This window comes from Lysinibacillus sp. FSL K6-4013, assembly GCF_038630435.1.
GTDB lineage: Bacteria > Bacillota > Bacilli > Bacillales_A > Planococcaceae > Lysinibacillus > Lysinibacillus boronitolerans.
Map to the genome: position 1 here is coordinate 3,955,144 of NZ_CP152031.1, position 13,475 is coordinate 3,968,618.

Genomic DNA, 13,475 nt, shown 5'->3' on the forward strand with positions numbered 1-13,475 from the left:
TAGAAATACGCCTTCGTTTTATTTCACTTCAAAATGGGTTTGACTATGGCCATTTAATGTTTTTTCCACATGTAAAACTGCTGGCATCGCAGATTTCAATTCAGGTACATGCGAAATAACGCCAATCATACGACCAGAATCCTGCAAATCAATTAATGTATCGATTGCTTTATTTAGTGATTCCTCATCGAGCGAGCCAAAGCCCTCATCAATAAACATCGTTTCAATATGAATATTACCTTGGTAGCTTTGAATCACATCTGCCATCCCCAATGCAAGGCTCAACGAAGCATTAAACTTTTCGCCACCTGATAAAGTTTTGACATCTCGTAATTGATCTGTATAAGCATCATAAACATCAAGACCAAGGCCACTTTGCTTCGCATGCTTTTCTAATCTATCTGAACGTCTAAGCTCAAATTGACCGTTTGATAAATGATACAGACGTATATTGGCAGCTTCTGTAATTTGATCTAAGTAGTTAATTTGTATATAACGCTCAAAGGATAGCTTTTTCGAATTTTGTCCATTTAATAATCCATAGAGCTCCTTTACTCGTCCTGCTTCTTGTTCAAGTAAATGAAGCTCTTTCGCTATTTCTTCCACCCTTTCACTAAAGCCTTGGCATGCTTGTATAAAGCCATTCATCTGTTGCAAACGTTTAAATGCTTCCTCATAGGAAATTCGCTGCTGTTCTACTCTTGCTTCCATCGCCTCTAAATCTTGCTTCTCTTTTCCTTGAAGGTATGTAGCTCCTTCGGTAATCTGAATTTGCAACGTGTGTACTTGTAAAGCATAGTCGCTACATGCTTTTCGAAGTGCATCCAATTGTATGGCACTCCGTTTAGCAGTTGCATAAGCCTCATAGCTTTCGAAACCTATTTCTTGCATATCTGCTGAAAATTGCTGAAGCTTTTCATTCATTTTAAGCTGTAATTCCTCAAAGGACTGTTTGGCAATTTCTACAGTTAGTGTTGCATTGCTAGCTGCTTCCTTTGCTGCATGCAAATTTTCTTGACTCACTTGCCAACTTTTTTGAAGCTCTTCTTTCTGTTTACTAACTTCATTTAGTTGTTGCTTTAATTGCTGTAAAGTTGGTAAATTAGGGGGCATCTGCTTAAGTTGTTCGTCTACAACCGCTTGTAATTTTGTCCATTCTTTTATCTGCTCTGCTAAATATTGCTCTAGCTTCATATGCTTATTTCGTAGCTGCTCTATTCGGTCATGCTGATGCTTTATTTTTAATCGCACATCAGCTAATTGATGTTGAATAATTTTTAATGCAGCAATCTCTTGTTCCACTTCATGTAAAGTAGCGGTGATCTGTGGTTGGTCTTCTTGTTTAATATGTTGAGCTTCGAGTTGTCGCCATGTATCTTGAAGAAGTTGCTGCGCTGATGCTAAAAATGCCTCTTTCTCTAAATACTTACGCTCGTCTGATGATGCCTTCGCTCTTAATGCTTCCACTTGAGCAAGCTCAATAACTTCCAGTTGCTCATTGTGTGCTTTCTGATGTGTCATACTACCACAAACAGGACAAGGCTCTCCTTCCTTCAGCTGTTTGGCTAAAATACTAGCCTGACTCGTCAGCCACCGTTGCTGCAAAAGTTGAAGAGCCTCTTTACTTTCTTGATAGAGACTTTCTGAAGCAACTACATCCTGCCTAGCTAACTCTACGGCATGTTTATATTTCTCCGCTTGCTTGATTAAAGCAACCTGTTCCCGTAGTTTCGGTAATTGTTCTAAATAGCTTTCATAGGGTTCAACCTGTTTTTCATAGCCTTCTAATGATTGAGAAAAATGCTGTAATTGCTCTTGTTCATTTTCCAAAAGTTTGAGGTTATCATGTACTGCTCGTTTTGCATTTTCAGCATACTGCTCTGCTATTTGCAGCTGTTGTACATTGTGTTCATACGCTTCAAATTTCGGTAATAGCGCTAGCATCTCTATTTCCTGCTGTAAGATTTGCTGTCGTTCAGATTCTTTAGCCTCTTCTATCTCATAATTTTCTTGTGCTTCTTGCAACTGTTCTTGTGATTGCTGTTGCTTAACCTTTGCTTGTTGAAAAGCTAGTTCTTTTACATTCAGTTCAGCACGTAAATCCTTGCATTGTTGTTCTTGCAGCGTAAGTCGCTCTGCTTGTTCTGCTAAAGCAATCTCCTGCTCCTTTGCTCGGTATGAATCCTGCTGTTGTAAAAGTGTTTGCAACCGCTGCTGTCGATTAGCTTGCTCATCGAATTGCTCATTAAGCGTTTTTGCTAAGCGATAATATTCCTGCTCTTTTTGATGAAGGCTATACGCTTCTTCATAGTGTAGCAGTTCACTTTCTCCACATTTCTTATAGTAGCTAAGCTCCTCATCAAGCGCCTCTGTCAGTTGATGTAGATTCTCTGTATTATCAGCAATCAATGTGAATAAAGCGGATGAACGCTGTGGTAAGGCACCCACAATTTGACCAAGTAAATGTTCTTTTAATTGTTTGGCACGCTCAACATCACTTTCAGCCTCTTTACGCTTGGCATCAAGCTTTTTTGCCATGACACCGAAACGATCTGTTTTAAAGATTTTCCGTAAAATTACTTCCTTATTTGTTGAATCAGAGGTTAATAGTTTTCTAAATTCACCTTGAGGTAACATCACTATTTGGCTAAATTGATCTTTTGTGAGACCAATAATTTCCTGTAACTTCTTATCGACTTCAAGCGTTTGCTGTTTCTCTACAATGCTATAATCCAGCTTTCCCTCTTTTACTTCTGCTAGCTCTATTTTCTTCCCAGTAACCGTTTTATTTTTTTCTTTAATATGACCTGGCTGTCGTACTATTTGATAGACTTTCCCATGCATTTCAAAGACGAGCTCTACAGCTGTATATACATCATCATGCGCAAAGCCGCTTCTCAGTAAAGCTGTATCCTGCCGATCCTCCCCACTACCTGATCCGTAAAGAGCATAGCAAATAGCATCGAAAATAGTTGTTTTACCTGCACCCGTTTTTCCAGAAATGGCAAACAATCGATGCTCCCCTAGCTCTTGAAAATCAATTACTTCCGTGTCTTTATATGGACCAAACGCAGTAATTGTTAACTTTAATGGCTTCATTTTACAGTCTCTCGCTCCTCATCTAATAATTCCTGTAACATCTCTGTGAATAAGCGTTCCGTATCTTCATCAGGCTGAACGCCAATAATATTAGTGAAGAATGAACGGAATAAATCTATATCCTCTAGTTTTTCAGCCTCTACCACTTGTAGTTCACGTGATGTATCTTGCCTTAGTACCTTCCGTTCCACATGCATAGCGTGGGGATATACACTACGAATACGTTCCATCGGTGAAGTCACAGATATTGTATCCGTCAATCTAACAAATACATAATCCTCACTTGGTGTGTGCGTTAATAACTCCTCTAATTGACCTTCTACTACTCGCAGATCTCTTCTTGGCACAAGCTTTCTTTTACTTACTGTTGTATTACCTTGTTCATCTAATTCGATGATTAAAAAGCCTTTTTCATGTGAATGCTCAGATAACGAATATTTTAAGATAGAACCTGCATAGCGAATGGTTTCATTTAAGACAAAATGTGCCTTATGTAAGTGCCCAAGTGCCGTATAGTGAAAAGACTTAAATAAAGCTGCATTCACACAATCTGAGCCTCCAATGGAAAGTGGCCGCTCGGAATCACTAGTATTGGCTTCTTCCTCACCATACTTCGTCACAAAGGCATGTCCAACAAATACATGACGCTTACTTGTGTCCATGTCTTCCGTGATATGCTCAATAATTTTTTGCATGGCGTCTTGATGAGAACGGATTGATTCTTCTTCAAAGATGTTGCGAATAGCTACTGGCTCCGCATAGGGCACTAAATGGAAATGCACTTCTCCATGTTGATCATTCAAAACAATAGGTACATGATTTTTTGTAAATTGGCCCTTAATATATAAACCACTATCACTCATTAAACGACTACCAAAATTTAAACGACCTGCACTATCATGATTTCCCGCCACTGCTAGAACAGGAATCTTCTTCTCTAATACTATTTTCGCTAATACATCATTTAATAAATTAACTGCCTCAATAGGAGGCATCGAACGATCATATAAATCACCTGCGATGATAATTACATCTGGTTTTTCCTCATCTATTGCTTGTATAAATTGTTGAAGAATATAATGTTGATCTTCTGTCATATAGACGCCTTGAACAAGCTTTCCTAAATGCCAGTCTGCTGTATGAAATATTTTCATTCTAGTACCTCCTAGTCTTCTCTATATTTTAGCATGACTATTCCCCATCTAGTGCTCTCTAAAGGTTTAGTAGTTCTAGCCAAAATTGGTTTTCATAGAAAAAAGCATCTTATTAGGTAAGATGCCTTATATCAATTATTTAGATGTATTTGATAAATGCCTTATATCCTGGGAATCCCTGAATCACGTAAGTCGTACGTGGAGATTGATGTTGTACCACTTTTTGCTGCTGAGGCTTCACTGAGGATTGTTGCTTGAGGATATCCTCAAATGACATAGGATTTGGCTCTGGCAATTCTGATGAAGAGATGTTTAATGCACCACTACCACTATAAACCTGTAAAAATGAGTTAGCCATTTGTCGATAGCCTTCAAAATTTGGATGGACATCTGCACTATTTGGTAAGTAGTTAGTTGCATTCAATCCAAAGGCATCATAGACATTTATATAAGCCGCTTCAGCTTGCTCTGCTTGTTGTTGTAATATCGAATTTAATCTAACTAGCTGGGCATTGGTTCCTTCTTTTTGCGTCGGATGAACTGTTGGATAAGCAAAATAATAGCCTATAACATAGATTTTTGCTTTAGGCGCACGTTCTTCTAATTCATCCAAAATCGATATCATATTTTTTCTTGCCAAATTTAAAGCGTAATCTGCCTGAAGCTGTGAAAAAGCTAAGGTCCCTGCATTTGGGTTTACCTGGACAAGACGTAATAAATCATTAGCCCCTGCCGAAACTGTAATAAGTGTCGCATTTGCTAATAAATTTTGTGCTTCCTCAGTTCGTATTCGTTCTAATACATCCGCCGTAGTAAAGCCAGGAAAAGCCAGTTCTTTTGTATAAAATGATAATTGACCAATCGAACTTAATTTCATGGCAATCAAATCACTATACCCTACATCAATTTCTTTGTAGGGTGTTTGACCCGCTGCTAAGGAATCACCAATCGCCACATAGCTTTCTGTTTGAGCAAAAGCAGATGAAACCCAAAAAGTTATGAATAATATTGTCATACCTAGCAAGCTACATATTCGTTTCATCTGCTTCCCTCTTTTCTTTTTACTAAAGGTTAAAAAGCCCAGCTACCCTTGCGGAAAATTGGCTCAACTGTACCATCAGGTAAAATACCATCAATGTCCATTTCACCACTGCCAATCATGAAGTCTTCATGCGTCACAGAAATATTGGCACCCAAAGCTTCAAGTTGACCGTTTTCTAGGTCTCTACCGCCTTCTAAGCAAGTCGGATATGCCTCACCAATGGCTAAATGGTTTGAAGCATTCTCATCAAACAGCGTATTGAAATATAAAATCTCCGACGCTGAAATAGGTGATTCGTGTGGGACAAGTGCTACTTCACCTAAGTAGCATGAGCCTTCATCCACTTGAATAAGCTCTTGCAATAAATCATGCCCTACTTCAGCCTCTGCCTTAATAATTTTGCCCTCTTCAAATGTTAATTTAAAGCCATCGATGATATTGCCCTGATAGACTAATGGCTTCGTATTACTAACATAACCGTTTACACCTTGTTTCATTGGCAGTGTATAAACTTCTTCTGTTGGCATATTAGCCACAAAAACATTATCTTCTGGTGTTTTACTACCACCAGTTAGCCATTTATGCTGTGGTGCTAAAGCAATTGTTAAATCTGTACCTGGAGCTGTATAGTGAAGCTTTGCATACTTTTTATTATTCAAAAGCTGTGCACGAGATTCTAAATTAGCTACATGCTGACGCCAATTATCAACTGCATTGCCTTCCCCAATATGCACCGTTTTAAAGATAGCTTCCCACAATGCAGGCACCTGCTGCTCTTCTGGTAATTGAGGGAATACCTTTGCTGCCCATTTAACTGAAGGAACGGCTACAATGGACCAAGCAATTAAATCCTTCATGACTGCATTGCGATAGTTTTTCAATGCTGCCCCTGATACTTTTTGATGTGTTGCTAGTCTGTCTGCTGGAATTCCTGTTAGCTTATCAGGATCTGCTGCATCAATCCATAATAGAGCTCCTTTACGTTCAATCAGTTCATCACGCATTTTCACAACCCATTCAGGGAAGCGATTAAATTCCTCATCGGAAGCATGCTCAAAATAAGCACGATCCAATTCATCATCGGAAAAGTTTACATGAACACGGCCTGCCCCAGCCTTGTAAGCCTCTTTTACAACTAAACGGGCAAAATCTAAAGCATCCACAGATGTATTGACTAATAAGTACTGACCTGGTTGGATGTTCACACCCACTTTTACTGCAAGCTCTGCATATGCCTGTAATTTCTCTTCAAATGTCATACTATTTCCCTCGCTTCTGTCCAATTGTTTTAGAATTACCTTCAATCAGCTCGCCATCATGCCATATTTTTTGCACAGGCTTGCCTGGAAGTTCCCTTGTCCATTTTTTATAGGTTTTTTCATCACGATAAGATAATAAGGTTAATACTTCACCATCTGCTCCAGCACGGCCAGTACGACCAGAACGATGCAAATACTGTTCAATTGTTCGTGGGACATCAACATGAATAACATGTGTTAAACCAGCAATATCTAAACCACGAGCTGCAATATCTGTTGCAATTAAAATACGTGCGTCCCCTTTACGGAATGCATCTAACGCTTTTTTACGTTCTTCTTTCTTCATATCAGAATGGAGCGTAACAATCGGTGCTGAACGGTATTGTAGTTTTGTTTCCTTCATTAATAATTGATCGATATTATTAACAAAAGCCAGCGCTCTTAAACCCTCTGTATGGGAAAGTCGGCGCAGGAAATCCGTTTTATCACGCTCTTCTACCTTTACAAAAGAATGGACAACTTTACCGACCTTTAACATGTCCTCAGGCTTAATTTTAAAACGTAGAGGCTCAAACATCATACGACTTGCCACTAATTCAATTTCCTCTGTAATCGTAGCCGAAACAACAACTACTTGTCGGCCATAGGCAGAACCTTCGATAAAGGATTTAATAACAACACGGTATTCACGACTTAGTAATTGATCACATTCATCTAAAATAACCGTTTCGACTTCTTTGAGTTTTAATTTTCCTGCTCGTGCTAATTCGTTTAAACGTCCAGGTGTGCCAACAACAATTGTTGGCTTTTTCTTCAACTTTTCAATTTGACGAGCAGAATTGGCACCACCAATCAGCTGCTGAACAGTAATGTCTGTTCCAGCTGTCCACTCACGAATGACTTCTACGATTTGCATAGCAAGCTCTTGTGAGGGAGCTACGATCAGTCCTTGTGTTTGCTTTTTTGCCCCATTCACTTTATTTAATAATGGTAAGACATATGCTAACGTTTTACCTGATCCTGTTGGTGACTCCGCTACAATATCTTTGCCTTCAAGCATAGCTGGTATCATTTCATCTTGAATTTTCATGGGTGTTTCAAAGTTCCATTTTGCTTGTAGTTCTTCTTTTAATAAATTAATGACTGACATGTTATTTCCCACCTTCTATCTACTTGACACTAGTTTAACACACTCCGCAGGTTCCTACTTTATATGTACGTAAGCAATTGTCTAATCGTTTCAAGAAAACATTGCTTGCTTTCATAAAAAATCTGCTTCACTCAACACGGCTGACCACAACTCTTTCAAGAATTGTAGCTTACCCGTAAAAAGCAAGCAGATTCTTTTCAATTCATTTAACGACTAATCGACTAATTCATAACCACAAGCTAAAATGGCACATTCAGCTAAAACGATTAATGAATCAATATAAATGTTACTTAGCTTCAAATCTCTGTTAACAATAGAAAGCTCTGTACAACCTAATACAATTCGATCGCAATTTAATGCTAGCATCGCCTCTTCTATCGGTTGCCAATCTTCTAGCGTAACATCCTTCCCAGCCTTGACGTAATCATAAATGATCGACATCACATAGGATCTCATTTCATTATCTGGAACAACTGGTGTAATACCAAATTCCTCAAGTGCATCCTGATACATCCGTGACGTTAACGTGCCTGTTGTTGCTAAAATCCCTACACGCTTCGCTCCTAAATCAGCAGCACGCTTCGCTGTTTCGCGAATCATATGCAATACAGGTATAGGAGAACCTTCTTCAATTTCATGATAAAACGTATGTGCCGTATTACATGGGATAGCAATTACGTCTGCTCCTACCGAAGCTAGTTTTTTTGCATCCTCAATAATGACAGGAACTGGATTATCCTTTGTATTATCTAAAATAAAAGCCGTACGGTCAGGAATATTTGTATCATTATCAATGATGGTATGTAAATGCTCCTGATCCTTTTGTGCCTTCGTACGTCTTACAATCATTTCACCAATAAACATTGTTGCAAGTGGACCAACGCCACCAATTATACCTAAAGTTTGTTTTTTCATGTGTTAGACAGACCTTTGTTATTAAAATATTTCTTATAGCTGCGATAAAAGCTTAAATTATCTAGCGTGACATTCAACCAACGTTTTGCATTCATATCCTTATAATTAAAAATAGAATCTGTAGCCATACCTTGACGAATTAAACTTTTCGCTTCCATTACTAGTTGTTCATTTTGAACATATTTGAACAGCACACCATTCGGTACAATTGTCCAAAGATGCTTGTTCTTCACGTATGTTAGTTGTTGTTTACTTCCGCGAACATAATCGTCCGCTACATACTGCATTAAATTGAAGCCACTGGCCGTCACATAATAATTGGAAAGTTCATTATGTAATTCAATACTCAACAATTTATATTGACCATCACGATCATCATATTTCATATCAAATGTGGCAAAGCCATGGAATTGTATCGCTTCAAGAAATGACTTAACATTATCCATTAATTCCTGATGATAGGTTGTCATAATCGCTACATAACGCCCTATCCCTTCTGGAGAATGCTCTTCTAAAATAGGATTTCCTACCGCAAGAAGTTTTGCCTTTCCATCTTGTCCTATATATGCATTAACAACACGCATGTTAGCGTCTTCACCTGGTATATATTGTTGAATCATCAGATCATCACGATAAGCTGATTCTTTATAGATAGCACGTAATATACTGTCCTTTTCGTCCTTATCATATGCAATATATACTTTTTTCTTACCAGGAAAAATACAAGTAGCATATTTTGTCATATTCATCGGCTTAATGACAACTGGATAATCAAATGGCATGTCGTAGTCTTCATAATCATTCACCGTGCAAACATGTGAGGCAGGGTATTGAAAACCAAATTGTGCGCATAGTTCATACATGCTTTCACGAGTTAAAAGTTGATGCGCAAGTGGTGCGTCTACATAAGGAACTAGAAAATTCTCTACTAACTCCTCTTTATGTTCAACGATTTTTTTGACATAAAACTCATCACAGGCTAATAGCAGTAATTTTTTTTCTTTGAACTCCTCCGCAATAGCTTTTAAAGCGGTCACAAATCTTTCTTCGATATGAAGTCGTGGTATCTCACGAAAAGTCCATAAATCACTTTGTTGAATTTTTTCCATGTTCGTATGGTTTAGTGCAAGCGGCTTCACTCCATAGGCTTCGTAAAATGCTCTGGCCATGCCATAAGCATTCATTTCATCTCCAAGTAAAACCGGTAAAAAAACGTGCTCAATGGCCATTCTACTCAACTCACTTTTGCTTTTTTATTAGTGTAACATACTAACGATTTGTAGCTTATTTATGAACAGCTACAGCCTGTTTACCTAATTCCTGATAACTTTTGAAAAATTGTTCGACATTGTACGTAACATACCCTTTTAAAGGATCCATTACGACTACCTTATCACCTAAATGTCCCGTCAAGACAACTGCATGTAAGTTCATAAAAGCATCATGCGGAGTTGTTTCCCCTGTATAAATCCAGCCTCTTTCTGCTTTTCGTTTAGGCTTTGATAAATCTAGCGTTACCCATGTCACGACAGGAATACCTTCACGCACAAGCTGTAAAATATCATCCTGTGAGGCGTTACTCATATTTTTGACATGTAAGTCAGCTTGTTTATCTGTAATAACTGCCTCAGCCGCTTTGACAATTGGAGCAGCAAAAACATACATGCCACGAGCTTTATCACGAGGATTACCTGCAAAAGCTTCATTTGGATTTGGTCCAAAACGTTGATTGCCTACTGTTCGTATTTCTTGCTTTGGTAAATATTTGTCAGTCATTTCAAGTTTTGACACGTTCATTCCAAAATAATTTAATACAGCTGTGAGTGATGTAATTTCACAACCATGTGGCAGCTCAGGATTTTGCATGACAACAGGGACATCTAACTCCTGATCGTCTCTTAAAAAATGTGTTTCCAATCGATAATAGGGCTTTGTTGTATCGTAAGTGAAATTCTCGATTGTTGTATACCCATCGTTTGTCGAACTATTTTCAAGTGTGGTTGCAGCAATTGCATATTCTCGCCCTGCCTTTAGCTTTGAAAATACAGCCTCTCCCTCTTCTGAGCCAATTGCTTCTTCCACTACATCACCTGTTTGTACATCTGTAACCGTAAGGAAAAGATTTGGAATAGGTGCCCCGCTATTAAATTCTACTGTTAAAACCGTTAATTGACTTTTTTGTTCAGCATCTTGCCGTGAAAATGGCTGACAGCCTGAAAGTAACATAATAATCAAAATGCCAATAAGTAAAAGGCGTTTATACCACGTCCACAAGACAAATTCCGCTCCTATTCTAAGGCGAAGAGCACCCCCTTCGCCATTCTAATTATTCAATTTGTCGTAGTAGACTCTATTATACGATACTTTCATAGCCGTTCCTATTTTATCTTGATTTAGTAGCTATTTTTTGTACCAAAGTGAGCGGCAAAATTACACAAATCTCCTTCTTTACGAGTAAGCTTAAAAAATCTGAACAGTAATTATACTAAGAGATAATTGAAGTGACTCACATCGTTGTCACTTTCGGCCGTAATGTATGCTTTAGTACCTTACCAGAGGCATTACGTGGCAATTCTATTAAAAACTCAATTTCATATGGTACTTTATATTTAGCAAGTCGTGTTTGACAATAGGATAGTATCGAATTTTCATCAAGAGATTTTCCATCCTTTAACACTACAAATGCTTTTGGTACTTCTCCGTATACTTCATGAGGCAACCCAACCACTGCTGCTTCTAAAATTTCTGGCATTTGATATAGAACTTCTTCTACTTCAATTGGGTAAATATTCTCTCCACCACGGATGATCATATCTTTTTTTCGATCTACAATATATAAATACCCTTCCTCGTCAAAGCGTCCTAAATCACCTGAGTACAGCCAGCCATCTCTAATCACTCTTGCTGTTTCCTCAGGGTTGCGTAAATAGCCCTTCATTACTTGTGGTCCTCTTACGCAAATTTCCCCCACCTCTCCAGCCGGTACGGTCTTTCCTTCACTATCAACTACACATACCTCTGTCTGTGCTAATGGTTTTCCCACTGAGCCAATTTTCGTCAATGCATCCGTATCTAATAAAGAGGTTGCTGCAGGTGAATTTTCGGTTTGACCATAAAGATTTTGAACCTTTACATTTGGAAATGCTTCTTTTACTTGCTTTACAAGCTCATATGGCATTGGGGCAGCCCCGTAACATAATAAACGTAAATGATTAAAGCTATGTTCCTTGAATCCAGGAGTATTTAAAATGATGGTATACATAGATGGAACACCAAAGAAAATTGTCGCCTCTGTAGCTACAATTTGAGCTAATGTTTTAGTTGGTGAAAATACTTCTTCAATGACCACTGTTCCTCCTTGATAAAACATAGGCATAGCAAATACATGAAGACCTGCACAATGAAACAATGGCGTACAAATAAACATCTTGTCCCTGTTAGACATATTCATAGAAGACGACCAGATATCTGCTGTAGCCACGATATTCTGATGCGTTAGCATGACGCCTTTGGGTTTACCTGTTGTTCCTGACGTATACATAACCACTGCCGTATCGTGAGCCTCTAATTGCACAATTTTTCTAGCACGATTATTATACTCAATTATGTTTTTCATTTCTTGAAATCCGATCGTATGTTGGAATGAATAGGAAACGTCCTCTAATGCTTCTGTTAATCTTTCATCAAAAATTAAGCCCTTTGCTTGTGAATGATTAAAAATAAAATCAACCTCAGGAGCAGCTAATTTAGTGTTAATAGGCATCACGATAAAGCCAGCTAATTGGACACCTAAATAAGCGATTAAAAATAAATCTGAATTGAGCGTATATAAGGCAATCACATCATCTTTTTCAAAATCTTGTTCCTGCAAGTAAGCCGCAAATCTTTCTACACGTTGATAAAAATCATGATAGCTTAATGCTTTTCCATCATACAACGTTGCAATTGCATTTGGTTGCTGTCCTGCATAGTCTTCAAGAATATCTGTCATAAACATATTCATTATAAGCCCTCCATACATTCATTTTTTTATTACCGAATGGGAAACTATTAAACTTCTTAAAATTCAGAAAATTACGATTATATTTTATCAAGCAATGTATTTCTTGGCAATTTTTCCACACATTCAAAATATGTAGCCGAACTAACGAAATATTCTTAGACATTTTACTTTTCTAGCAATTTCTATTGGGTGTATGATACTTGTACGATTATTATTAGGAAAGGCCGGGTTTAAATGCTTTATGCACTTTTAGGAGATTTACATTCTAATATAGAAGACACTAAGGCTGTTCTAGCTCATATTCAACAAACAGCAGAGGAAGCAAAGATCATTGGGCTAGGTGATTTATATGAATGCACTGTTAGTAAGAAAAAGGCACAAACCATATCTGGCTTACCTTTGCAAAAGGCGGCCATAATAGAAAGAGAATTTGAAAAACTGCTAACCTTCCCCTCTATTCGAGGCAATCAAGAAGAACGTATTACTCAGGTCACTGGTATCGAACGTTTTAAAGCATTACCTGAGACAATAGAGATTGATGGGGCCACGCTTATGCACGGTCATCAATTTCAGTGGAATGTAAGCTGGCAGCCGACTTTCCCACCCTTTCAAAAATCATTATTTTTCTTTGGGCATAGTCACGAATCAGGTCTTTATCATCAACAAAAAAAGCTGCCGATTCGTATTCGCTTCGGGCAGCCAATTGTGTTACAAGACAAGCAGTATGGTGTGAATGTAGGCTCTGTTATCAATCACCGTGAATGGTGTCTTTATGATAGCCAAAAGCGAACAGTGACATTTATGTGTGTCCCACCTATTAATCTATAAAAGAGCAAGCTAGTCTATATTAGCT

The 13,475-nt window shown here is 38.1% G+C and carries 10 protein-coding genes; 1 reads left to right on the forward strand and 9 read right to left on the reverse strand.

From position 1 onward, the window contains the following. Positions 1–18: 18 nt before the first annotated feature. From MHB39_RS19675 to MHB39_RS19715, 9 genes are all read right to left on the reverse strand, one after another. Positions 19–3,099 carry an SMC family ATPase gene (locus MHB39_RS19675; RefSeq protein ID WP_342545045.1) on the reverse strand — a complete coding sequence of 1,027 codons (3,081 nt, stop codon included), beginning with the start codon at positions 3,097–3,099 and terminating at the stop codon, positions 19–21. Next, the gene (locus MHB39_RS19680; RefSeq protein ID WP_339280345.1) at positions 3,096–4,253 is read right to left on the reverse strand and encodes an exonuclease SbcCD subunit D; all 1,158 of its coding nucleotides are present in this window, start codon (positions 4,251–4,253) and stop codon (positions 3,096–3,098) included. The genes MHB39_RS19675 and MHB39_RS19680 overlap by 4 nt, the downstream gene beginning before the upstream one ends. A 139-nt stretch (positions 4,254–4,392) precedes the next feature. Next, positions 4,393–5,295 carry a GDSL-type esterase/lipase family protein gene (locus MHB39_RS19685; protein ID WP_339280346.1) on the reverse strand — a complete coding sequence of 301 codons (903 nt, stop codon included), beginning with the start codon at positions 5,293–5,295 and terminating at the stop codon, positions 4,393–4,395. Between the two features lie 29 nt (positions 5,296–5,324). After that, a complete protein-coding gene (locus MHB39_RS19690; protein ID WP_339280347.1) occupies positions 5,325–6,554 on the reverse strand; it encodes an aminopeptidase in 1,230 nt (409 codons plus the stop codon). A gap of 1 nt (position 6,555) precedes the next feature. Continuing rightward, the gene (locus tag MHB39_RS19695; protein ID WP_258860037.1) at positions 6,556–7,704 is read right to left on the reverse strand and encodes a DEAD/DEAH box helicase; all 1,149 of its coding nucleotides are present in this window, start codon (positions 7,702–7,704) and stop codon (positions 6,556–6,558) included. Between the two features lie 213 nt (positions 7,705–7,917). Next, the gene (locus MHB39_RS19700; protein WP_016993481.1) at positions 7,918–8,619 is read right to left on the reverse strand and encodes an amino acid racemase; all 702 of its coding nucleotides are present in this window, start codon (positions 8,617–8,619) and stop codon (positions 7,918–7,920) included. After that, positions 8,616–9,848: a hypothetical protein gene (locus MHB39_RS19705; RefSeq protein WP_036076939.1), complete on the reverse strand. Its 1,233-nt coding sequence runs from the start codon at positions 9,846–9,848 to the stop codon at positions 8,616–8,618. Before MHB39_RS19705 ends, MHB39_RS19700 begins: the two co-directional genes overlap by 4 nt. Before the next feature lie 55 nt (positions 9,849–9,903). Further along, entirely contained in the window at positions 9,904–10,893 is a 990-nt protein-coding gene (locus tag MHB39_RS19710) for a C39 family peptidase (RefSeq protein ID WP_016993478.1), read from the reverse strand. A 232-nt stretch (positions 10,894–11,125) separates the two neighbouring features. Further along, entirely contained in the window at positions 11,126–12,622 is a 1,497-nt protein-coding gene (locus tag MHB39_RS19715; protein ID WP_016993477.1) for a long-chain fatty acid--CoA ligase, read from the reverse strand. 234 nt (positions 12,623–12,856) lie between these two features. Between MHB39_RS19715 and MHB39_RS19720 the strand changes: the two genes are divergently transcribed. Further along, entirely contained in the window at positions 12,857–13,450 is a 594-nt protein-coding gene (locus MHB39_RS19720) for a metallophosphoesterase family protein (RefSeq protein WP_342545051.1), read from the forward strand. Positions 13,451–13,475 lie beyond the last annotated feature (25 nt).

Excerpts from the sequence above, each read along its gene's own strand:
- MHB39_RS19685 (WP_339280346.1), bottom strand. The coding sequence starts at position 5,295 with ATGAAACGAATATGTAGCTTGCTAGGTATGACAATATTATTCATAACT.
- MHB39_RS19720 (WP_342545051.1), top strand. The coding sequence starts at position 12,857 with ATGCTTTATGCACTTTTAGGAGATTTACATTCTAATATAGAAGACACT.
- MHB39_RS19700 (WP_016993481.1), bottom strand. The coding sequence starts at position 8,619 with ATGAAAAAACAAACTTTAGGTATAATTGGTGGCGTTGGTCCACTTGCA.
- MHB39_RS19680 (WP_339280345.1), bottom strand. The coding sequence starts at position 4,253 with ATGAAAATATTTCATACAGCAGACTGGCATTTAGGAAAGCTTGTTCAA.
- MHB39_RS19675 (WP_342545045.1), bottom strand. The coding sequence starts at position 3,099 with ATGAAGCCATTAAAGTTAACAATTACTGCGTTTGGTCCATATAAAGAC.
- MHB39_RS19695 (WP_258860037.1), bottom strand. The coding sequence starts at position 7,704 with ATGTCAGTCATTAATTTATTAAAAGAAGAACTACAAGCAAAATGGAAC.
- MHB39_RS19690 (WP_339280347.1), bottom strand. The coding sequence starts at position 6,554 with ATGACATTTGAAGAGAAATTACAGGCATATGCAGAGCTTGCAGTAAAA.
- MHB39_RS19705 (WP_036076939.1), bottom strand. The coding sequence starts at position 9,848 with ATGGCCATTGAGCACGTTTTTTTACCGGTTTTACTTGGAGATGAAATG.
- MHB39_RS19715 (WP_016993477.1), bottom strand. The coding sequence starts at position 12,622 with ATGAATATGTTTATGACAGATATTCTTGAAGACTATGCAGGACAGCAA.